The sequence below is a fragment of the Caldicellulosiruptor sp. F32 genome (genome assembly GCF_000404025.1).
In the GTDB taxonomy this organism is placed as follows: Bacteria; Bacillota; Thermoanaerobacteria; order Caldicellulosiruptorales; family Caldicellulosiruptoraceae; genus Caldicellulosiruptor; species Caldicellulosiruptor saccharolyticus.
This window is the reverse complement of sequence record NZ_APGP01000085.1, coordinates 65661-88344: the sequence shown is the minus strand read 5'-3', so window position 1 is coordinate 88344 and position 22684 is coordinate 65661. Positions and strand designations below refer to the sequence as shown.

Below are 22684 nucleotides of genomic sequence, written 5' to 3'. Positions count from 1 at the left end.
TAGACATTTATGAACTTCTGAGGTCATTTATTTTGAAAAACATATATAACTTTACCATAATTATTTTATGTCTACTTTACTTTGTATGTATATTCTTAAATCCTCATGCAATCATTGAAACAACCAAAACATCTATACTCTTGTGGGCACAAAAGATTGTGACATCACTTTTCCCTTATTTTCTCATCATCAATGTGTTTGTAAATTCAAGAATAATAAGCTATGTTTCGTACATATTCTTACCTGTAGCAAAGAACATCTTTAAAATCTCTTCCCAAGGTTTCTTTGCTTTCATAATTGGGCTTCTGTCTGGATATCCAGTAGGCATTAAAACGGTATGCAGTTTATATAAAGAAAACCTCATAACTAAAAAAGAGGCAACTAAGCTTTTACACTATGTCAATAATTCAGGTCCACTTTTTATAATTGGTACTGTGGGAATTAACTTTTTAAATTCAAAAACCCAAGGATATATCCTTTTTTTTGCCCATACCTTGGCAAGCATAATCATTGCTCTATTTGTTTCTGTTTTTTCTAAAATAGAATGGGTTTCATATAAAAACTACAATGTCAATATAAACTTCGACCTTGGAAATCTTCTGTCACGGTCAGTAAAAGACTCCATTGAAGCAATATTGCTGATTGGTGGGTTTATAACACTGTTTTTCAATCTAAATTTTGTCCTTGAATATTTTAAGATATACCCGCTTTTTTGTAATACCTTACACAAACTTCTTGGAATAGATAAGAATTTCATACAAGGACTTTTATATGGATTTTTTGAGATTACAAGCGGCACAATTTTAATTAGCAAATCTCAAACTCTTTCAGTCTTTTATAAACTTTTAACATGCGTATTTATTATTTCTTGGGGTGGAATGAGCGTCCATTTTCAAGCTATTTCGTTCTTGAAAGAAGCTGAGTTGCCTATTAAAACATATCTTATTGGAAAATGCTTTCATGCAATACTGTCAGTTATAATACTTTTGATAATATTTGTAGTCATATAGTCTATGTATTTTTCTGTTTTATCTGGTCAATATTATCATTTAGCTCTTTTACTATGTTTTCTATAGTCTTCTTGGTTTGTTCTAAAAGCTCTATTGTATATGTCTGTGCCATAATCCTGTACTCTTTTGCATGTTCTTTAGCCTTTTGGATAATTTCCTCAGCTCTTTTTTCTGCCATTTTTACAATCTCAGTTTCATCAACTAATCCCTTAACTTTGCTCTCAGCATCGCTTATAATAGCCTCTGCCTCTTTTTGTGCCCTTTCTAAAATCTTCTTTCTCTCTTCCTTTGCCCATTTGACCTGCGACAACTCCTGCGGAAGTAGCAGCCTAATCTCTTTGATAATCTCAAGAAGTTCATCTTTTTCTACCATCACCTTTGATGTAAATGGTATAGACTTACTACTTTCTAATATCTCTTCCATTCTTTCTAAAAGTTCTAAAATGCTGAGTTCACTCATTACTTATTTTCCTCCATTTCAGCATATTTCTTATTCAATTTTTTCATAACCTTTTTAGCAATCTTTTCAGGTACTAAGTCTTCAATACACCCGCCAAACCTTGCAACCTCTTTGACCATACTTGAGCTCAAATATGAATACTTGCTATTGGTCATCATGAAGATTGTCTCAATTGACGGCTCTAATTTTTTGTTCAAAAGTGCCATTTGAAATTCATACTCAAAGTCTGACACTGCTCTCAAGCCTTTGACTATAACCTTTGCATTCTCCTGTTTCATAAAATCAATCAGAAGACCTTTGAACGCTTTTACTTCAACATTTGGCAGATGTTCTGTTGTCTCTTTCAAAAGTTCTACTCTTTCATCTATATCAAAAACAGGCGTTTTGTTAGGATTCACCAACACTGCAACAATCAATTTGTCAAAAATCTTAGAAGCTCTTTCAATGATATCAAGATGACCATTTGTAACCGGGTCAAAACTCCCTGGATATACTCCTATCTTCAAAATTGTCTACCCCCAAAGCTAAATATTGTGATTTTTGTATCCCCATATTCTCTTTGTCTCAAGATGGTAAGCTTTGCACTTTCAAAATTAAAATCTAAATTTGATTCAACAACTATGAGTCCATTTTGAGAGATTTTATTATTCTTAAGTATCTCCTCTATACATTCTGCAGCATAGGTAGATTTATAAGGAGGGTCCAAAAATATAATGTCAAAAATGGGACAATGTTTTGATCTCAAAAATCTCAATACATCAGTTTTAAATACTTTTGCTCTTTCCGATAAACCTAAATCTTTGAGATTTTCCTTCATAAGTTGCACACACCTTTCATCCTTTTCAACAAACACAACCTCTTTTACTCCTCTGGACAAAAATTCAATCCCTACATTTCCTGTCCCAGCAAAAAAGTCAGCAACAACAACTTCTTCATTTAAAAAAGGAGATAGCATATTAAAAAGAGCTTCTTTTACCCTGTCAGAGGTTGGTCGCAAACCTTGAATATTCGCACTTTTTAGCCTTCTTCCTTTGTTTTGCCCACTAATTACTCTCATTTTAGATATTGCCTACAATTTGTTTATATATTGATTATATAAAAATCCCTCTAAAAAAACAACAACGAAGAGACCTCAAAAGTCCCTTCGCTGTTGTGTATCTTTAAAACCCCTGTCAGTTCTATTACTTGCCAGCAGCCCTGTTTTCATAGTCCTGAATCATTCTCTTTACCATATATCCACCAATTGAACCTGCTTGCTTTGCTGTCAAATCACCATTGTAACCAGGCTTGAGTTGAACACCAATTGAGCTTGCAACCTCTGTTTTTAACTGGTCCAATGCTTTTGTTGCTTCTGGAACTAATTTTCTGTTTCTTGCCATGACCTTTAAACCCCCCTTTTTTATCCGCTTTATTTTCTGTTTTCACTATTTAATATGTGCAGTTTTCAAACTATTATAACAAGAAATTTTTGAAAGGGTTTAAAGACCAATATTTTCAATATTATTGTAAAATTGTTTATTAATTCTTTCCATTAAAGTCTTATCAACAAGGTTTAATTTAATGGTCTCTTCAGCCGCCTTCCGCGCTTCTTTTAAAATCTCCATGTCACTTACTATATCTGCAATTTTAAAGTTCATAAGACCGTGTTGTTTGGTTCCAAACAAATCACCAGGTCCTCTCAGTTTCAAATCCATCTCGGCAATCTCAAATCCATTTTGACTTTTTGTTATTGCAATCATTCTTTTTTTGGATATCTCAGAATCACTTTGATTAAACAGTATACAGTATGACTGATGCTCTCCTCTGCCAACTCTACCACGAAGCTGGTGAAGTTGTGCAAGGCCGAATCTCTCTGCGTTTTCAATCACCATCACAGTCGTATTTGGAACGTTTATACCAACCTCAACCACTGTTGTTGACACTAATATATGAATCAAGCCTTCTTTAAACTCTTGCAATACCTTGTCTCTTTCTTTTGAAGAGAGTTTTCCATGCAGACAACCTATATTGTAATCTTTAAAAAACCCTTCTTTTAACGATTTTGCAAACTCCACAGCAGACTTTGCATTTAAAGTCTCAGATTCCTCAATCAAAGGACAAATCCAGTAAACTTGTCTTCCTTCGTCAAGCTGTTTTTTAATGAAGTTGTAAACGCGCTGGCGAAAACTCTCATCAACTGCATATGTCAAAATCTTCTTTCTCCCTGGTGGCATCTCATCTATTATAGATATATCAAGGTCGCCATATAATACAAGACTTAATGTTCTTGGAATAGGAGTTGCCGTCATAACAAGTATGTTTGGAGAATTTCCTTTTTTTGCAAGCTCTACTCTTTGTATTACACCAAATCTGTGCTGTTCATCAGTAATCGCCAGGCCCAAATTTTTGAATTTGACATCTTCTTGAATTAAGGCGTGAGTGCCTATCACCATGTGACAAAGCCCATATTCAATCTCTTTTAGAATTACCTCTTTTTCTTTTTTAGGTGTTGAGCCAATGAGAAGCCGTACATTTATTCCATTTTTAAAATATTTCTTACTCTCATTGTAGTGCTGGATAGCCAAAACCTCAGTTGGCGCCATTAGTGCAACCTGATAGCCACCTTTGATTGTAGCGTATGCAGCAGCTAAAGCAACAACCGTCTTTCCACAGCCAACATCACCTTGTATGAGCCTGTTCATCTGTTTTGAGCTTTCTAAATCATCTGCTATTTCATCCAAAACACGTTTTTGGGCATTTGTTAGCTCAAACGGCAAAAGCCTTTTAAACTCTTCTATATTTTCTTTTGCATTTTGTACCTTTACTCCCTCATTCTTTTCAATGTTCTCTTTAAGTAGTAAAAGAGAAAGCTGCAAAAGATAAAACTCTTCAAACACAAGCCTTCTTCGCGCAAGGCTAAGACTTAGCATGTTATCTGGAAAATGAATATTTCTCATCGCAAAGTTTATTTCACTCAAATGATATTTTTGTCTTATGTACGGCGGAATGACATCTTCAAGCTGTCCTTCAACCTGTTCTAATAGATTGTTTACAATGTTTCTCATCACCTTTTGAGATAGCCCTTCTGTTGAGTTATAAACAGGGACAATCCTTCCCGTGTGAAGAAGGTTTTGGTCATATTTTTCAAATTCAGGATTTTTCACTTCAATATAAAAACCTCTTCTCTCTATTTTGCCCGAAAAACAAAATACCTCTCCTTCTTTTAAAACACTCTTTATATAATCCTGGTTAAACCAAACGGTTGTAACAACACCTGTACCATCTTCAACAGGTATTTTTATTATCTTAACACTTTTTGTCTCTATCTCAGTTGGCTTTCCGCAAACAGTTCCCACAAATGACTCTATCTCGCCATCTGAAAGCTCTTTTATCTTCTTTAGTTTACTATAATCGAGGTATTTTCTTGGAATGTGCCAGAGCAAATCTTCAACTTTTTTAATACCAAGCTTTCTAAAAAGCTTTTCTCTACTTTCTCCGACTCCTTTTAGGTACCTTATCTCCTTTTCAAGTAACTTCATTTTTCCCTCACATCTCAGCAACAATTATAAAGTGATAAATGTCATTCCCACTTTCATAGCTTTCTATGTCAATTTGAGGATATTCAGCTTTGAGTTCATCTACCAATTTTTGAACATCATCAGAATTAACATTTTTACCATAGTAGATGCTCAAAATTTGAGTGCTGTCATCAACAATCTTCTTTACACAAGATATTGCAACCTCTATAAGGTCTTTGCCAGATTGTATTATCTCTTTTTTAGATATTCCTATGAAATCACCTTCTTTTATCTCAAAACCATTAATCTTTGTATCTCTTACAGCCTGAGTAACCTCAGCAACTTTTATAGAATTTATCGCTTCTTGCATGCGCTTGATATTTGTTTCAACATCTGAGTTTATGTCAAACCGTATGAGTGCTGCAATGCATTCTGGAATGTTATTAGTTTTTACTACTTTTATGTTCTTTTTTGTATTGATTAGCTGAAGAGACAGTTCAGCTGACATTATAACGTTTTTGTTGTTTGGAAACACAAATATATTTTTAGCCGGGACATTTTTTATGGCACTTATAAAATCATCTGCGCTGGGGTTCATTGTCTGTCCGCCTTCTATAATATAGTCAACACCCAAACCTTTTAAGATCTCGTTAAAGCCTTCACCCTGAGATACAGCAACAAACCCATATTCCTTGGTAATTATTTCATCCTCAATATTCTCATTATTTCTTTGGTCTGTCTCAGCCTTCACAAACTCTTGGTGCTGATATTTCATATTGTCAATTTTTATATTTATAAGCTCCCCATATTTTAAAGCCCTTTCTATTACCTTGCCAGGTGAGTTTGTGTGAACATGGGTTTTTAAAATCTCACCATCTTGGATTACTATAATTGAATCACCTACAGTCTGAAGATATTGCTTAAACTCATCCTCTATATTTTTTTTCAGTCCTGTTATAAAAAACTCTGTACAATAAGTAAATTTTATCTCCTCAGTTTTAACAGAAGCTACTTTATAAGCTTCTTCCTCTTGTACATCTTCAAAACTAATCCCTTCTTTCAAAAATTTATACATCCCTTCAAAAATTACAACAAGCCCCATACCACCACTGTCAACAACATTTGCTTCTTTTAATATAGGCAACATCTCAGGGGTTTTACTGAGCCACTTTTTCCCACTCAGAACACATATCTCGAGAAGTTCTTCTATTTCGCTTACAGAATTTGACAATACTTCCTTTTCAACATCCTCGGCTATCCCTCTTGCAACGGTAAGCATTGTACCTTCTGTGGGTTTCATTACTGCTCTATAAGCACTTGCAGCGGCCGATTTAAGACAGGCAACAAACGTTGGAATGTCCAATACATCCTTTCCTTTTAGCTCTTTTGCAAAGCCTCTCAGAAGCTGTGAAAGTATAACTCCAGAGTTTCCTCTGGCACCTTTTAGGCTGCCAAAAGCAACAGTATTCATAAGCTCATCAACAGTTTCAAATACTTTGCCATTAATCTCTTTAATGCTACTATCAAGTGTTGCAGACATGTTTGTGCCTGTATCTCCATCTGGTACAGGAAAGACATTCAGAGCATTAATTTTTTTTATGTTCAATTTTAAATAGTTATTAGCTGCCTTTAGCATATCTTTTAAAACATCTGCTGTTAAAAATTTCATACTACATCCTCCTCAGCTTCTTACAAGCGAATACCATCCACATAAATATTGATGTTACCTGGTTTTAATCCAGTGTACTTTTCAATTGCATACGAAACCCTTTCCTTTATATTTTCAGCAACTACAGGAATTCTTGTTCCATATTCAACAACTATATGGATATCAGCATTGACAACACCATTCTCTGCTGTAACCTTTATTCCCTTTTGTAGATTTTCTCTCCCAAGCAGGTTTACAATTCCATCTGTTATGCTTTTTGATGCCATCCCAACAACGCCATAGCTTTCCATACTGCTCAGCCCTATAATTGTTGCAATACAATCATTTGTTATCTCTATCTTACCAAACTCATTTTCAAAATACACACCCATATCTTTCCATCCCCTATCTTTTTACAATCTTTGAAAGTCGTTTATAAAGAGCAAACGTAATAATGGAAATTATAGTACCTTTTATAAGATTAAACGGAATAATTGAGAACAATATCAAGGTAAATTTGTCAGTAATAAGACTATTGAACTTTGCAGCAAGTTTTACTATTTCTGTTATAGGAAATTTCAACGCCTTTTCATACAAAGGAAGAAAAACAAAATAGTTTAAAATTCCCGCCCAGATAGAAAAAACAACAGTAGATATTATTAAAGACAAAATTGCTCCCTTTTTTGTTTTATTGCGACTGTATATGTATCCAGCTACAAATACAAAACAACCACCTACCATGAAATTGGCAAACTCACCTATTCCAGCTGTTTTTGTGACAAAAAGGTGAAGTAGATTTTTTAAAAGCTCAACTGCAACTCCAGGTAAAGGTCCTAAAGCGAATGAGATAATAAGAGCTATCGAATCACTGAAATCAAGTTTCAGAAAGTCTGGAAATATTCCAAGCGGAAACTCAATAAGCATTACAACAAAAGCAAGTGCACCAAATATAGAAATCTTAATAAGGTTTTTTGTTCCTGTCTGGCTCATTCTTTTTGATCTCCTCCTTTTACCAAACGCTTGTTACTCAAACACTAAAAAAGCATCAAGCTCATCTAACACCTTATAGTCGCCAGGGTTCAAATTTTCATCTAACTTTAACTTACCTATTCTGATACGTTTTAAATACACAACCTTATTCCCAATCGATTCAAACATTCTCTTTATTTGATGGTATTTTCCTTCATAAATTCTAAGGCTAACTGTGAAATCGTCTAATATAGTATATTTTGCTGGCAAGGTTTTATAACCATCATCTAAAACAACACCATCTTCAAATATCTTTATTTTTTCTCTATTAAGCTCCTTTTCAAGCTTAACAATGTATTCCTTTTCTATGTGTTTTTTTGGTGATATAACTTTGTGCGTATACTCTCCATTGTTTGTAATTATCAAAAGACCCTCAGCGTCTTTATCAAGTCTACCAACCGTGTGCAAATTTCTATATTTTAGGTTTTCCGGAATAAGCGAGAAAATAGTAGGTGAAAATGGGTCATCATTTGAACAAACATACCCTTGAGGTTTGTTCATCATAATATAAACCCTCTTTTGAAGCTCTACTATTTCCTCTCCCACCTGTACAACATCTTTGTCCTCATCAATTTTCAAATCAGGGCTTTTAGCTTGTTTTCCATTTACTTTTACAAGGCCTTTCTTTATTAACCTTTTTACCTCGCTTCTTGTTCCAAAACCACTGTGTGCTAAAAACCTGTCAAGCCTCATATTACTCTAATCTCCACCCTCTTGGAAAATAGTTCTTTATTATATGCCCTTCTGCCTTACCCCAGCCAAGTGTAAAACCATCTACACACACAGCAACAAATCCTTTTAAATTTTCAACATTCTCAATAGTCTCACCCTTGAGATACCTAATTAGCCTTTCATCATTTACAGAAAAGTTGATTGCTTTTTTTAAATTCTCGAATTTAAGACTTGAGATAAGGTGCGCTGAAGGATAAAACCTCCCTTTGTAAACCTCTCCAAGCAAAAGCCCATTTCTTATAGGAGTAATTTTGTCAAACGGTCCTTCATATCCTAAATAAAGCTTGTCAGCCTTTTTATAAAATACCCTGTTTTCAAACATTTTAAAATCTATATCAAAGTGCTTTTGGCAAAATTTTTCAAAAATCTCTAAATCACTTTTGTCAACTTGATATCTTTTCGGTTCAAAAACCCATTCATTGCCACTTTCTTTTACCTTCTTCAGCTTACATACAAAATGCCCTTCACCTTTAACTTTGTGGGGATAGATTCTAACAGTTTTTTTAAGCTCTAGATTTCCATTTATTTCAAGCCCATCAGAAAATCCTGGGTATTTTTTTATCTCAACTACCTCGTAGTTTTTATGTTTTTTCAAAAACCAATCAATTATCCCTTCATTTTCTTCAGGCTCAAATGTACAAGTAGAGTAGACTATCTCACCACCTACTTTTAAAAGCTCATCTACTTCTGTCATAATACTTCTTTGCAAATTAACATATTTTTGTGGATGATTTGAAGTCCACTTTTTGGCAGAAGTCGGGTCTTTGCGAAACATCCCTTCACCTGAACAAGGTGCATCAACCAAAATTTTGTCAAAGTATGCACCATAGCTTTCAGCTATTTCTTTTGGCTTGTTATTCAAAATTACAACATTTGTAAGTCCAAGATTTTCTACATTCTTAACAAGGGCCTTTATCCTTGTTGGTTTGACATCATTTGAAACAAGCATACCATTTGGTCCAATCTTTGCTGCAATCTGGATTGTCTTGCCGCCTGGTGCTGCACACAAATCTAAAACCTTTTCACCTTCTTTTACATCTAAAGCCTCAACAGGAAACATTGCCGATGGCTCTTGGATGTAGATAAGTCCAGCAAAATAGTAAGGGTGTTTACTCAGTCTAATTTCATCGTTGATATAAAACCCATCTTCACACCATGGAACTTTTTCAAACTCTATACCAATCCGCTTCATGAATTCATCAACCGAAACCTTTGCAGTATTTACCCTAAATCCTTTGTAACTATCAAAATCATACACCTTTACAAAATCTTCAAACTCATCTTTCAAAATCTCTTTCATCTTTGACAAAAACTCTTCTGGTAAGTTCAATTTTAAAATTTACCTCCTCTTCAAGCTCTATAAAACTTGGAATATAAAGCACTTTAGGTATAGTGATTCTTCATAATTTATAAGATACGGATGGTCTTTTGCCTGTGTTCTATACTCAATCATTCTCAAGGTCTTTTTGGCATCTTTCGCTGCATCTTTTATTACCTCAAAGAACAAATCTGGCTTCATATAGTGTGAACATGAACACGTGACCAAAATACCACCTTTTTTGAGTATTTTCATAGCTCTTAAGTTTATCTCTTTATATCCTCTTTTTGCATTTTCAATTGTATGAATGCTTTTAGCAAAAGCAGGCGGGTCTAAAATCACAACATCGTACTTTTCCTTTTTGTCATCAAGCTCATTTAAATAGTCAAAGACATTCGCAACTACAAACTCACATTTGCTTTCAACACCGTTCAGTTTTGCATTTTTCATTGCCTGCTCAATTGCTGTGTCTGAAATGTCAACTCCAATGACTTTCGATGCCCCAAACTTTGCAGCATTTACTGTAAAACCGCCTGTATGGCAAAAACAGTCAAGAACAGTCTTGTCACTTACAAAATTTCTGATTGCAACCCTGTTTTCTTTTTGGTCCAAAAAATACCCTGTCTTTTGTCCATTTTCTATGTCAACAATCATCTTTATACCATTTTCTTCTATCTCAACCTCTGTAGAAGACTTTCCATATAAAAAGCCTTTCTTAAGCTCAAGTCCTTCAATCTCTCTTACCTTTGCATCATTTCTCTCATATATTGCTTTTGGATTTACCACATCAACTAATATATCTACCAGCTTATCCTTGTATCTGTCAACACCTTTTGAAAGTGTTTGCATAACCAGAACATCGCCGAATTTGTCAACAATAAGTCCCGGCAAGAAATCAGCTTCTGCAAAAATAAGTCTGCAATTATTAACATATCCTATACTCTTTCTATACTCCCACGCATCTTGAATTCTTTTTCTGAAAAAATCTATGTTAATCTCTTCGTTCTTCCTTGTAAGAATTCTAACTAAAATTTGTGATTTTGAGTTTATAAACCCTTTCCCAACAAACCTATTTTTGAAATTATAAACCTCCACAATATCGCCATCTTCAAACTCCCCATCTATTCTCTCAACCTCATGTCTGAATACCCAAGGATGCCCACTTTCAACTCTCAAGCCTTTTCCTTTTGCCAAGAATACCTTTGCCATATAATAAAAACACCTCTTTATTTTATTCTCTTTTGTGTCAGGTACTCATATACAAGATAAGTAGAATGGTAGCGCAATCTTGCCCAGTCTTTCCAAAAACCGCTCTGCTGCTCAATAATATCGCAATGGTCTTTTATCTTTGGCACTTCAACAGGCAAAACTTCAGAAATCTCTCCATCAGTTTCTGCAAAGCTGTCTTTTTTGTAATCATCTATTAAGAAGACGAAAGAGAAAAACTTATATGATTTGTGTTTATAACAAAGATTGTACTCGATAACACCTATCAAAGAAAACTTTTGAACATCAATCCCGAGCTCCTCTTTTACTTCTCTTTTCAAGGCATCAACCACTTTTTCACCAATTCCAATCCCACCTGATGGTACTCTGTACAAACCTTGAGGGTACTCATCCTGCCTTACAAGCAAAATAAAATCACCATTTTTGACAGCAAATACAACCTCACCAATTCTGTCAACGTTTATCTTAGAGTTTACATATTCAAAAAATTCTTGAGTTTCAATCTCTATATCAATTTTTTTCTCTATCAAATCCCTTGATACATCTATCTCACTCAAATCAAACATGCTCGGCAAACGCACTTTTAAATTGCTCATTTGCCTCCTCCAAATCTTGTATAGTGTTTATATTCTTAAAGCTCATTAACATGCTATCAAATTGTAGTATTTCATTTAGCTCTATCTTTTTTATATTTGAATTTCTTAGTGCAAAGTTAAGCGATAATATCCCTTTGCTGACACACTCAAGTGCACTTTTTAAAAATGTTTTGCTATACACACAGCATAAAGGTTCAAAATAGCCATTGTAAAATGGCACAACTGCGTCATACCCTTCAAACTGTAGCATATATTTTACTAAATCTCTGTTGATAAATGGCATGTCACATGCACAAATAAAATTTTTATCGCTTTGAGAATATATCAAACTTGTAATAACTCCTGCCACAGGTGCATCAATTTTAAGTGCATCTTTTATCACTTTAAAATTTTTTAACTTTAAGACTTTTTCTTCTTTTACAACAATAAACTTTTGATCAAATAAATCTCCTATGTTTTGGTCTATTATCTCAACAACGTTCTTCCCACAAATAGTTATGTTTAGCTTGTCAAAGCCAAGTCGGCTTGATTTTCCACCTGCAAGTATAAATAGATTTTTCATGTTGCCACCTTTTTGACAAACACAAAATTAGAATTAAAAGCAGCCTGAGAATCTTTTTCAGCTGTAAAACCAAAAAGACAAGAGTTTATTGTCTCAATCTTTTCATTTTGAAATCCCTCTTCAACAATTATAAATCCTCTGCCAACATTTTCGCTTATACAAGCCTCCAAAATAAAACCTCCACATCCATTGTATATTAAAATTCTATCCCTGTCTGAGATATTTAACCTCTTTGCATCAAGAGGATTGATATAAGCAAGCTTTTTTCTTTCAAAAAACTCTTGAGAGTGCAGCGTCTTGTCAGAGTGAATCGTCACAAGCCTCAACTGATTTTTTAAAAGCTTTTGGCTGTCATCTGTACACGGAACAGCAACTCCTAAGATGTCATTTTTAAACTCAAATTTCTTACTCTTTGTCAAAAATACTCTGTCTTCCCATGGCACATCGATTGCACAGCCTCTTGTAAAATGGCCTTCAAGTTTTATATTCAGGTTTTTCTCAAGGTGCTGTTTTACAACATCTACCCACTCTTTTTCGGATTTTATAGGAAAATCAAGATTTAGCCTTTTTGCAAGCTCATTTATTATCTCAACCTCTGACTTGGCTTCACCTATCTTCTCAATAGCCTTTTCTGAAATACCTATATAGTCATGCCACATATTCGGGATGAATATATCTTCCTTTTCCAGAAAACTTGCTGCAGGCAAAACTAAGGTAGAGGCATAAGAAGTTGCTGTTAAGAACATATCTACATTGACAACAAACCTTTTTTGAAGTTCCCTGAACACCAAGTCAGAATCAGGACATTGCGAAACAGGATTTCCTGCTGAGATATAAACAAATTCAATTGGCGGATCTGATAAACTCTTGAGATACTCTCCAAGTTTTGCTCTATTATAAAAACGCTTTTTCACAGCCCTTTTGTCATCTTTGAAAACTGGCTCAAGGTTTTCCGTAAACCTGTGAGCAAAATTCGCACCGCCACCTTTTATGCCTACATTCCCAGAAATTGCAACAAGATAGTCAATTGTCCTGACTGTATTAACACCATTTGTATATCTCTGTGGTCCATAGCCAATAAAGGTTGAAACAGGCTTTTGCAAAAAAACCTGTGCAACTTGTTCAATTACTGCTTTCGATATCCCACACTTTTCTTCAACCTCTTTATATGAAAGACTTTCGGCAATTTTCTTTACTTCTTCAAACCCAATAGAATGATTATCAATAAAATTCCTATCCTCTTTGCCATTTTCAATTATACACTTAATTGCTCCATAAGCAAGATAAGAGTCAGAAGATGGTTTTATCACAATTCCTATATCAGCTATCTTAAAAGTAGGAGATTTGTATATATCAATCACCATTACCTTTTTGCCTTGTTTTTTAGCCTTTAAAACAAGATAATAAAGGTGTAGGTTTGTCCATAATGCATTCCTTCCCCACAGCACAATCCAGTTGGAATTGAACAAATCAAAAGGTGAATGACAAAGTGAATTTCCAAAGTCTGCCTTTTGTGCAAGCAAGCCAGCACCCCAACAAAGGCTACCTTCAGAATATGTAGCTCCACCCAAGTAATCAAAAAATAGCCTCTCTATATTTTTTAAATATCCTTCGTATCCATCGCCACTGTAGTACAAGATAGCACTTGAATTGTATCTTTTCAAAATTTCTTCTATTCTCTCTGCTATCAGATCAAGTGCAGTATTCCAGTCAACCTCGTGAAAATCGTTTTTCACTCTCAAGAGGGGTTTTTTTATTCTCTCCTCAGAGTAAACTTTGTCAAGTAGTCTATAGCCTTTTTTGCACAAAAAACCCTGAGTAATGGGATGGTCTTTGCTACCTGAAAGTTTTAAAGCTCTACCATCTTGTACTTCTGCCAAAATTGCACAGCTGTCAAAACAATCAAGCGGGCAGAAAACTTTTTTAATCATTATATAGCCCCCAAAAATTTTTTTCACATTTCTACAAAGTCAAGACTAATATCAAGACTTTTTACAGAATGAGTAATACTACCGACTGATATAATGTCAACCCCTGTTTTTGCAATCTCCTCGATATTCTCCAATGTTATATTGCCAGATGCCTCAATCAAAGCCTTCCCTGATGCTGCTTCTACAGCTTTTTTCATATCATCAAGCCCAAAGTGGTCAAGCATGATAATATCAGCACCTGCTTCAAGTGCTTCTTCAAATTCATTCATTGTCCTCACTTCAACCTCTATCTTCATTGTGTGAGGTATGTTTTCTCTTGCTCTTTTTATTGCCTCTTTTATACTTCCTACAGCTTTGATATGGTTGTCTTTTATCAAAACTGCATCAGACAAGGAATACCTATGGTTTTTCCCACCACCAACAAAAACTCCGTACTTGTCAAGCATCCGCAAAAGAGGAACAGTCTTTCTTGTGTCTGTCACAATTGCCCTGTAACCTTTTATCTTTTGAGAAAGTCTATTTGTAACAGTTGCAACCCCGCTCATCCTCTGAAGCAGATTCAGGGCTAACCTTTCACCTTTTAAAATTGCTCGAGTATTTCCTTTAATCTTTGCTAATATATCTCCCTTTTTAATAGGTTCTCCATCTGATTTTATCTTTTCAAATTCTATATTTTCATCCAGTATCTCAAATACCCTTTTCGCAACATCTATACCACATAAAATTCCATCTTCTTTCGCAATTAAAATGGCCGAAGATATACTGTCTTGAGGTATCAACAGGTCTGTTGTTATATCTCCATATGGCATATCTTCTATCAATGCTTCCTTGATAAGCTTATCGACTATTAAAAAATTCAACATCTATTCTAATACCTCCCATCCATTCAGAGAGAACACGAGATGCTTTTTCCAATTAACATCGTCCTGGTAAGGAAAATCCTCTCTGTAATGAGATCCCCTGCTTTCTTTTCTCATCAAAGCAGCAGATACCACTGTATATCCAATCAAAAGCATGTTGTAATACTCTATTTGCTTCGGAGTCTGAAGTTTTACTTTGCTCAAAGTAGATAATTTATCTAAAATATAGCTAATTAAATTTTCAAGCCCTTCATTATTTCTGACAATTCCAGCAAATTCACTCATCTTTGATCTTAAAATTTCTATCTCAGAGATTACATCTCCTTTAAACTCTTCAGAATCTTTAGAGAAATAATGTACATCTTTTTCTTTTACTTCTCCAATATTTCTGCTATTGATATACTCTGCTATCCTTCTTCCAAAAACAAGCCCTTCTAAAAGCGAGTTAGATGCAAGCCTGTTTGCACCGTGTACGCGCGTCCCTGCCGCCTCACCACAGACAAATAAGTTCTCGACTGTAGTTTTTCCAAACTCATCAGCCAACACCCCACCCATGCTATAATGCTGGGCAGGCGCAACAGGAATCCTTTCCTTTGTTATATCCAAGCCAAGTTCTAAGCATGTTTTGTATATATTTGGAAACCTTTTTTTAATAAACTGGCTATTAAGATGAGTTATGTCAAGAAAAACATTGTGTGAGTTTGTTCTTTTCATCTCAAAATATATCGACCTTGAAACAATATCGCGCGGTGCAAGCTCTGCTTGAGGATGATACATTGGCATAAACCTTTCATTGTTTATATTATAAAGGATTCCACCTTCGCCTCTTACAGCCTCTGATATCAAAAAGCTCTTGTTCTTTTCATGATATAATACTGTTGGATGAAACTGCACAAGCTCCATATCAACTAACTTTGTACCACACCTCAGGGCTGCTGCGCAACCATCTCCAGTTGTTACTTCAGGGTTGGTAGTGTACTTGTATAAATACCCATAACCACCAGATGCAAGCACGATATATCTTGCAAATATTATCAGATTTTTATCTTTTCTTTTAAGTACAACTCCAATTGCTTTATCATCATCAGTCAATATATCAACAAGAAAGGTATTTTCAAATACCGTCACATTATTATATGATTTCAATTTCAGCCCAAGATGTTCTGAAATTATCCTTCCTGTTGCATCACCACTTGCATGGACAATTCTACGCCTGCTATGCGCACCTTCTTGACCTAATACAATCTCTCCTTCGTCGTCCAAATCAAACGGTATGTTCATCTTGAGCAAAATGTTTATATTCTCTATTGCTTCATCAACTAAGATTCTTACCATATGAGTATCACAAAGCCCTGCACCAGCTTTAATTGTATCCATGTAGTGAATGTCAGGACTGTCATCTTGGCTAAGTGGCGCGGCAATTCCACCTTGAGCCAAGGTTGTGTTGCTAATCTGAATACTCTCTTTTGTTATAAGAGCAATTTTTAATGACCTATCAAGATTAATTGTTGTATAAAGCCCTGCAACACCTGTTCCCACGATAACAACATCAAACTTTAACACATCATCACTTTTCGTATCAAAATCAACACAATATCTTTTAAACTCAACCAAATTAACCATCCCCAATTTCTATTTAGCTGAGCTCAAGCATTTTCAAAAGTGCCTTTCTTGCTCCTTCTACAACATTTTCTTCAATATTAATTTCATATCTATCATACAAAAGAGCATTTCTCACAGACTCTAAAGTATTTTTCTTCATATTAGGACATATCATTCCAGGATGGAGAATATAAAACTTTTTATCAGGATTTCGTTTTTTCAAACTGTATAATATTCCCATCTCAGTTCCGATTATGAACTCCTTTGCTTTTGATGAAGTTGCAAAGTCAATAATCTGTTTTGTGCTGCCAACAAAATCAGCAAGCTCAACAACTTCAGGTCTGCATTCAGGATGAACCAAAAGCAATGCCTCTGGATGAGCTTCTTTGGCCTTTAGCACATCCTCTTTTTTTATCTTGTAATGAGTAATACAAAAACCTTCCCACAAGATTATGTCTTTTTCAGGTACCTGTTTCTTTACAAAGCTGCCTAAATTTTTGTCTGGCAAAAAAATAATTTTATCATTCGGAAAATTTCTTACAATTTTTACCGCATTTGATGAGGTGCAAATGACATCAGACTTTGCTTTTACAGCTGCAGGTGAATTTATATAACATACAATCGAATAATCTGGATACTTTTCTTTCAAGCTATCAACATCTTCCTCAGTTATCATATCAGCAAGCGGACAGCCAGCATCTATCTCTGGTAAAAGAACCTTTTTTTGTGGTGATAGAATTTTTGCGCTCTCTGCCATAAAATGCACTCCACAAAATACTATTACATCTTCTGTACGCTCTGCACACACTTTGCTCAGATAAAACGAGTCACCTACAAAATCTGCTATCTCCTGAATCTCATCAATCTGATAGTTGTGAGCAACAATTATCGCATTTTTCTGTCTTTTTAACTCCTCTATTTCTCTTTTAATCTTTTCAATATCCAAGAAAATCACTCGCTTTTCTACTTAGGTTTTATTACTAATATAGCATTTAAAACTTAGAAAATCAACATTTCAGAGGTATTTTAAGAATTTATAAAGTCAAGATAGCCTTGAAGGATATAAACAGCTGCAAGCTTGTCGACCACCTTTTTCCTCTTCTGCCACGACACATTTTCTTCCCTAAGTATCCTTTCAACAGCCTTTGTAGAAAACCTCTCATCCCACTTGATAATTCCCACTTTATACCTTCTTTCAAGCTCACTGCAAATCTCGTCAATTTTTTGGAGTTTCTCTGTAGCCTTATCTGGATGAAACTTGCTTACAGGGTACCCAATTACAATTTTTTCTATCTGATGTTCATTAAAAATCTTGTCAAGGCAAGAGTATAAATCCTCTTTCTGAAGGTCAAGCACACAAAAAGGCTGGGCAGCTATCTTAAGTGGGTCAGAGATTGCAACCCCAATCCTCCTGCTTCCTATGTCAAGGCATAAAATCCTCAAGTTCAAATCACCTGCACAAATTTTTTTTAAACTATCTTGATCGCAAATACACTGCAGTATCTACTGCAGTATCCACAGCACAAGCACTTTGTATAATCCACAACTACCTTTCTATCTTCTACCCTAAGCGCCTTTTGATGACAATGATTTACACACCTTCCACACCCTTCACACCAGCTTTCCACGTGAAGTCTTTTTGTTTTTATATTTTCGAACAATCTATCATCTAAATATACCTTTTTTTCTTCAAAACACTTTATATTGTAATCAATTTCAAATTTACTTTGCATTCCAATCGCAACTGAATGAAGGTATGGAAAGTCAAATACAAACTCAAGAGCTTTTTTGAAATCTGAAAGAAGATTTCCTCCACCAAATATCTTCATTGCAAAGATTCCTTTGCCCCTTTGGTATGCTTCTTTTACTGCCTCAATCATCTGGTCAATTGTGCCATCAACAATTCCAACACCTTTGAAATTGAATATGGGATGTATTACCTCAATCTCAGGATACTTTAGAGAATCTTTCACTGCTTTTACATAGTGGGTTGATATTCCAAAATGCTTTATATATCCTTTCTCCTTTGCCTTTAAAAAATACTCTATCGCCTCGAAGTGTCCTTTGAATGTGTGCTCACCTTCTTGCTCATGTAGCATAAACAAATCTATATAATCTACATTTAGCTCTAACAAGGCCTTTTTTAAAGAGGCTTCAGCAGTTTTTTTATCATAAGCATACGATTTTGTTGATATCGCTGGCCTTTTTCCACTTATCTCAATAGACCTTTTTATGTATTTATATGTATCATACAGTTCCGCAGTATCAACAAAGTTAATCCCTCTCTGATAGCCATATGCTAAAAGCTCTGCCCCCTCTTCAATTGGAAGATTTTTCTGAAGAGGTCCAATTGTAAGTGTCCCAAAACAGAGCTTGCTCACAATAAGGGATGTATTGCCTAACTTAACGTATTCCATATTCATTCACCATCTTTGCATAGTATATTCCAAGGCCAAGAAAACCCATGAGTAATGCTATAATTATTGTCCCAGAGTCGTTGAGCAAATACGCAAATAGTCCAATCATAAAAAATACCACAAATTTATCCCTATGACCTTCTACTGAAGGCAGTATATTAAATCTTTTTTGAACAATGCTCAAGAACAATATCACAAAAGCCAAAAGCACCAATATTGTTGCAGGGTACTGAAAAAGATAGGAAAGATTCATAAGCATTTTTCTTCTTGCAATAGAAACAAAAGTATCAAAACTTGCAAATGCTTTATATACATAGCTATTTTTCAAAATTAAAATCAAAGCAAGTGGCATAAAAACAAGTAGCATTGCTAATACTTTGATTTTATATCTTGTTTTGAAAAGCAAAAATATTATAATGCCAACTACAATAGATAAAAATCCTCCGAAATTCACACCATAATATGGAATTATCAAAACAAAGGTAGTCAAGAATAAAATTATAAATAGATTCCTAAGAGACATATTGCTAACAATTGATAATATAAATATGAAACCCATTAAATACGAAAAAAACTCATTTCCAATCCCATAGAATCTATTTGCAAACGAAGGATGATATCCTGCTGTTGATAAAAGCTGTAGAATATTGTCGAATAAAAATGCCTGAATCAAGATTGAAAATATTCCAAAAAGAGAACATATAAGTTGTGAAGTTTTTAAACTAAGAGAAGAAGTGATAAGTACTATTAAAAAGAATATTGCTAAAAATAAAAAAATGTTGTTTATCTTCAAAATAAGCAAGGGGGAATAGATAACAAATATATACCCTACCATTACAGTTGTTGGTATAAATTTCAAAAAGAATTTATTGTATTTTTCATTTGGTTTTGAGAGAAAAATTATTGCACCCAGCACCGAAAAGATGATTATAATAGCAAATAAGGGTATCAAAAAGTTATTTAAATGTTGCAGCTGATAATTCAAAATCCAAAAATGTCGCCACAATTTTACAACAAAGCTTTTTGAAACAGGAACGTTGCCACTTTTTTTGTAGTCATCTTTTATTAGTTCTAAAAACTCTCTTTCTAATACAAGCCCTTTTCTCTTTGTATCAGCTGACTTTTCTGTCCAAAAGCCGTTTTTTAAATTGCTGTCAAAAACAAATGCAAGCCTGCCATCACCACTGTATAAAAAAAATAAGCCTTTCTTTTGAGTATAAATTGCCTCTTTATTGTTTTCTAAATTTATTCCGTTTTTCTCCAGATAATCTCTGACATTCAAAGAATGTTTTTTGCCTTTTAACACAACAATTACTACAAATCCGTTTTTCTTGTCTTCCAAACCTTTTTTTATATATTCATAAAAGTTGGAATTGCTGAAGATTTTGCTTTCAAACTTGAAAAAATTCATCGAAAAACAAGTACTAAAAAAAGCGCTACTCAATATTATGGTCAATATAAAACTTAACAATCTCTTCCAATATCTCATCTCTTTCAATTCTCCTTATGATTGAACGAGCATTCTTGTGGTTAGTAATATAGGTAGGGTCACCAGATATCAAATAACCAACAAGCTGAGCAATCGGATTGTAACCTTTTTCTTTCAAAGCACTGTAGACCTCACTTAAAATCTCTTTTACCTTTTTTTCCATAGCATCGTCAAACGAAAAATGTTGAGTTTTGTCATTCATCTTCAAACTACCACCTTTAATTAATTTTTAAGCCCTCATCCATCTTTAAAAATCTTGGATGAAGGCTTCAAAAGTTCTATTTCTTTCTAAGTTCATAAAGCACAATTGCAGCTGCCACTGCGCTATTGAGTGACTCTGCCTTCCCAGGCATAGAGATTTTAACCTTCTTTGTCGCATTTTCTAAAAAAGCTACATCAACACCTTTTGATTCGTTGCCAATTACTATTGCAAACCTATCATCAACAGAGAGTTTTGATATATCAACATCTCCATATGGAGTTGTCACATACAAAGCAAAGCCTCTTTTATTTAAAGCTTCCAGCACCTCTTCCTTCTTTCTTTCTCTAACAACGTCCACATGAAACATAGAACCCATTGCTGAGCGAACTACCTTTGGATTGTACACGTCTACTGTGCCATTCACAGTAATAACACATTCAAACCCAAACGCATCAGCACACCTTATAATTGTTCCCAAATTGCCAGGGTCTTGGACAGAGTCAATAACAACAACTCTATTATGTTTTTTTAAAACATCTAACTCTTTGTCAAAGAAAGAGCACTCTGCCAAAACCCCTTGCGGTGTTGTAGTTGTACTGATATGTTCAAAAATCTTTTCTGGCACTTGTACAATCCTCTTTAGCTTACCAGAGTTCAAAAGGCTTATGCACCTGCTGAAAAACTCCTCATACTTTTTGGATGCTTCTTGTGAAAATATTAAAAGGTTTATGTCTTCTATTGCATAATCCAAGGCTTCTTTGACTGCTTTAACGCCTTCTACTAAAAAAACTTTGAACTCTTCTCTGTGTTTTTTATCATGAAGTTTTTTTAACCTCTTTACACATTCATTTTCTTTACTTTTGATAAGCTCAATTTTCTTACTCGTAGACATTTTTTCAACTTTTACACCTTTAATTTAAAGGTTATCTCAACCATTTATCTGCTTTTTAGCTATTTCAACAAGCTCAGCAAAAGCTTTCTGGTCGTTTATAGCCATGTCAGCCAATACCTTTCTGTTAAGGCTAATTCCCGCTTTTTTAAGACCATTTATAAATTTGCTGTATGAAAGCCCATTTTGTCTTGCTGCAGCATTAATTCTTGTTATCCAAAGTCTTCTGAAGTCTCTCTTTTTGAGTCTCCTACCAATATATGCATATCTCAATGATCTCATCACAGCAATATGAGCTTGTTTAAATACCCTGCTCTTTGCACCCCAATAACCTTTTGCAAGTTTTAACCATTTTTTGTGTCTCTTTCTTGCCCAAACACCATTCTTTATTCTCATTTGCCGATTACCTCCCATTCACTTTGTGTAGTTTTTATAGATATGGCAAAAGCTTCTTTACAGCTTTTACGTTTGTTGAATCAACAATAACTGTCTTTTTCAAATTTCTCTTTCTCTTTCTTGACTTGCCACTCAAAAGATGGCTTTTACCTGCTTTTTTTCTAAGGTATTTCCCACTTCCGCTAATTTTTATTCTCTTAGCAAGACCTCTATGTGTTTTTAGTTTCGGCATTCTGTTTACTCCTCCCTACTTGAAAATTTTTATTGTTGTTTGGGCGCTATAACCGCTGTAAGGTTTTTACCATCAAGCTTTGGCTTTTTTTCAACAATTCCATAGTCTTTTACCATTTCAATGAACTTATTTATTATCTCCTCACCAATCTCGGGATGCAAAACCTCTCTTCCTCTAAAACGAATAGAAACCTTTACTTTATCGCCATCTTGCAAAAATCTTATAGCATTTTTCACTTTAACGTTAAAGTCATGGTCTTCAATTGTAGTTGTAAGTCTTACCTCTTTTACATTGATAACCTTTTGATTTTTCTTTGCCTCTTTCTCTTTTTTAGCAAGTTCAAACTTGTACTTGCCGTAGTCCATTATCTTGCACACAGGCGGGTTTGCATGAGGAGCAATCTTAACAAGGTCAAGTTTTTTCTCCTCAGCGATCCTCAGTGCCTCTTTAACACTCATAATTCCAAGCTGGACACCATTTTCATCAATAACCCTTACTTCTTTGTCTCTTATCTGCTCATTGATGAGCAAATCTTTATTATTTATATTAAAACACCTCCTGGAAAAATAAATAATACATTCTGATTT

The 22684-nt window shown here is 34.6% G+C and carries 26 protein-coding genes; 1 reads left to right on the top strand and 25 read right to left on the bottom strand.

From position 1 onward, the window contains the following. Nucleotides 1–32 precede the first annotated feature (32 nt). A complete protein-coding gene (locus tag H964_RS08280) occupies nucleotides 33–1010 on the top strand; it encodes a nucleoside recognition protein (RefSeq protein ID WP_039766502.1) in 978 nt (325 codons plus the stop codon). Between the two features lies 1 nt (nucleotide 1011). Here the strand turns inward: H964_RS08280 and H964_RS08275 are convergent, their stop codons facing one another. From H964_RS08275 to infC, 25 genes are all read right to left on the bottom strand, one after another. Further along, the gene (locus H964_RS08275) at nucleotides 1012–1470 is read right to left on the bottom strand and encodes an ATPase (RefSeq protein ID WP_011917312.1); all 459 of its coding nucleotides are present in this window, start codon (nucleotides 1468–1470) and stop codon (nucleotides 1012–1014) included. Further along, nucleotides 1470–1976 carry a pantetheine-phosphate adenylyltransferase gene (coaD, locus tag H964_RS08270; RefSeq protein ID WP_011917311.1) on the bottom strand — a complete coding sequence of 169 codons (507 nt, stop codon included), beginning with the start codon at nucleotides 1974–1976 and terminating at the stop codon, nucleotides 1470–1472. Before coaD ends, H964_RS08275 begins: the two co-directional genes overlap by 1 nt. Beyond that, a complete protein-coding gene (gene rsmD, locus H964_RS08265) occupies nucleotides 1973–2527 on the bottom strand; it encodes a 16S rRNA (guanine(966)-N(2))-methyltransferase RsmD (RefSeq protein WP_039766499.1) in 555 nt (184 codons plus the stop codon). Before rsmD ends, coaD begins: the two co-directional genes overlap by 4 nt. Nucleotides 2528–2651: 124 nt before the next feature. Further along, the gene (locus tag H964_RS08260; RefSeq protein WP_011917309.1) at nucleotides 2652–2849 is read right to left on the bottom strand and encodes an alpha/beta-type small acid-soluble spore protein; all 198 of its coding nucleotides are present in this window, start codon (nucleotides 2847–2849) and stop codon (nucleotides 2652–2654) included. A gap of 99 nt (nucleotides 2850–2948) precedes the next feature. Beyond that, on the bottom strand, nucleotides 2949–4988 hold the full coding sequence (gene recG / locus H964_RS08255; RefSeq protein ID WP_039766496.1) for an ATP-dependent DNA helicase RecG: 2040 nt from the start codon (nucleotides 4986–4988) through the stop codon (nucleotides 2949–2951). A 7-nt stretch (nucleotides 4989–4995) separates the two neighbouring features. After that, nucleotides 4996–6636, bottom strand: a complete 1641-nt coding sequence (locus tag H964_RS08250) for a DAK2 domain-containing protein (protein WP_039766494.1) — start codon at nucleotides 6634–6636, stop codon at nucleotides 4996–4998. A gap of 20 nt (nucleotides 6637–6656) precedes the next feature. Further along, nucleotides 6657–7007 (bottom strand): Asp23/Gls24 family envelope stress response protein, encoded by a 351-nt coding sequence (locus tag H964_RS08245; RefSeq protein WP_039766492.1) that lies wholly within the window; start codon nucleotides 7005–7007, stop codon nucleotides 6657–6659. Between the two features lie 13 nt (nucleotides 7008–7020). Further along, nucleotides 7021–7605, bottom strand: a complete 585-nt coding sequence (locus tag H964_RS08240; protein ID WP_039766489.1) for an ECF transporter S component — start codon at nucleotides 7603–7605, stop codon at nucleotides 7021–7023. Nucleotides 7606–7638: 33 nt separating this feature from the next. After that, a complete protein-coding gene (locus H964_RS08235; protein ID WP_039766487.1) occupies nucleotides 7639–8337 on the bottom strand; it encodes a pseudouridine synthase in 699 nt (232 codons plus the stop codon). Between the two features lies 1 nt (nucleotide 8338). Then, the gene (locus tag H964_RS08230; protein ID WP_011917303.1) at nucleotides 8339–9706 is read right to left on the bottom strand and encodes an RsmB/NOP family class I SAM-dependent RNA methyltransferase; all 1368 of its coding nucleotides are present in this window, start codon (nucleotides 9704–9706) and stop codon (nucleotides 8339–8341) included. Nucleotides 9707–9733: 27 nt separating this feature from the next. Beyond that, the gene (locus H964_RS08225) at nucleotides 9734–10903 is read right to left on the bottom strand and encodes a class I SAM-dependent rRNA methyltransferase (RefSeq protein WP_039766486.1); all 1170 of its coding nucleotides are present in this window, start codon (nucleotides 10901–10903) and stop codon (nucleotides 9734–9736) included. Between the two features lie 17 nt (nucleotides 10904–10920). Further along, entirely contained in the window at nucleotides 10921–11517 is a 597-nt protein-coding gene (locus H964_RS08220) for an NUDIX hydrolase (protein ID WP_039766484.1), read from the bottom strand. After that, nucleotides 11480–12079, bottom strand: coding sequence for a molybdenum cofactor guanylyltransferase (locus tag H964_RS08215; RefSeq protein ID WP_011917300.1), 600 nt, complete (start codon nucleotides 12077–12079; stop codon nucleotides 11480–11482). The genes H964_RS08220 and H964_RS08215 overlap by 38 nt, the downstream gene beginning before the upstream one ends. Then, nucleotides 12076–14010, bottom strand: a complete 1935-nt coding sequence (locus tag H964_RS08210) for a molybdopterin-dependent oxidoreductase (RefSeq protein ID WP_039766482.1) — start codon at nucleotides 14008–14010, stop codon at nucleotides 12076–12078. The genes H964_RS08215 and H964_RS08210 overlap by 4 nt, the downstream gene beginning before the upstream one ends. 23 nt (nucleotides 14011–14033) lie before the next feature. Beyond that, the gene (nadC, locus tag H964_RS08205) at nucleotides 14034–14873 is read right to left on the bottom strand and encodes a carboxylating nicotinate-nucleotide diphosphorylase (protein ID WP_039766481.1); all 840 of its coding nucleotides are present in this window, start codon (nucleotides 14871–14873) and stop codon (nucleotides 14034–14036) included. Beyond that, complete coding sequence (nadB, locus tag H964_RS08200) at nucleotides 14874–16484, bottom strand: L-aspartate oxidase (protein WP_011917297.1); 1611 nt, start codon at nucleotides 16482–16484, stop codon at nucleotides 14874–14876. A 22-nt stretch (nucleotides 16485–16506) separates the two neighbouring features. Further along, nucleotides 16507–17418, bottom strand: coding sequence for a quinolinate synthase NadA (gene nadA / locus H964_RS08195; RefSeq protein ID WP_011917296.1), 912 nt, complete (start codon nucleotides 17416–17418; stop codon nucleotides 16507–16509). Nucleotides 17419–17498: 80 nt separating this feature from the next. Then, the gene (gene ruvX / locus H964_RS08190) at nucleotides 17499–17915 is read right to left on the bottom strand and encodes a Holliday junction resolvase RuvX (protein ID WP_011917295.1); all 417 of its coding nucleotides are present in this window, start codon (nucleotides 17913–17915) and stop codon (nucleotides 17499–17501) included. Nucleotides 17916–17941: 26 nt separating this feature from the next. After that, nucleotides 17942–18889 carry an aldo/keto reductase gene (locus H964_RS08185; protein ID WP_039766478.1) on the bottom strand — a complete coding sequence of 316 codons (948 nt, stop codon included), beginning with the start codon at nucleotides 18887–18889 and terminating at the stop codon, nucleotides 17942–17944. Continuing rightward, nucleotides 18876–20378: a hypothetical protein gene (locus H964_RS08180; RefSeq protein ID WP_039766476.1), complete on the bottom strand. Its 1503-nt coding sequence runs from the start codon at nucleotides 20376–20378 to the stop codon at nucleotides 18876–18878. The genes H964_RS08185 and H964_RS08180 overlap by 14 nt, the downstream gene beginning before the upstream one ends. Then, nucleotides 20326–20580: an IreB family regulatory phosphoprotein gene (locus H964_RS08175; RefSeq protein ID WP_011917292.1), complete on the bottom strand. Its 255-nt coding sequence runs from the start codon at nucleotides 20578–20580 to the stop codon at nucleotides 20326–20328. Before H964_RS08175 ends, H964_RS08180 begins: the two co-directional genes overlap by 53 nt. Before the next feature lie 76 nt (nucleotides 20581–20656). Continuing rightward, nucleotides 20657–21472, bottom strand: coding sequence for a TrmH family RNA methyltransferase (locus H964_RS08170; protein WP_011917291.1), 816 nt, complete (start codon nucleotides 21470–21472; stop codon nucleotides 20657–20659). A 36-nt stretch (nucleotides 21473–21508) separates the two neighbouring features. Then, nucleotides 21509–21865 carry a 50S ribosomal protein L20 gene (gene rplT, locus H964_RS08165; RefSeq protein ID WP_011917290.1) on the bottom strand — a complete coding sequence of 119 codons (357 nt, stop codon included), beginning with the start codon at nucleotides 21863–21865 and terminating at the stop codon, nucleotides 21509–21511. 34 nt (nucleotides 21866–21899) lie between these two features. Beyond that, nucleotides 21900–22097: a 50S ribosomal protein L35 gene (gene rpmI, locus H964_RS08160; RefSeq protein WP_011917289.1), complete on the bottom strand. Its 198-nt coding sequence runs from the start codon at nucleotides 22095–22097 to the stop codon at nucleotides 21900–21902. Nucleotides 22098–22126: 29 nt separating this feature from the next. Beyond that, entirely contained in the window at nucleotides 22127–22627 is a 501-nt protein-coding gene (gene infC / locus H964_RS08155; RefSeq protein WP_039766565.1) for a translation initiation factor IF-3, read from the bottom strand. Between the last annotated feature and the right edge of the window lie 57 nt (nucleotides 22628–22684).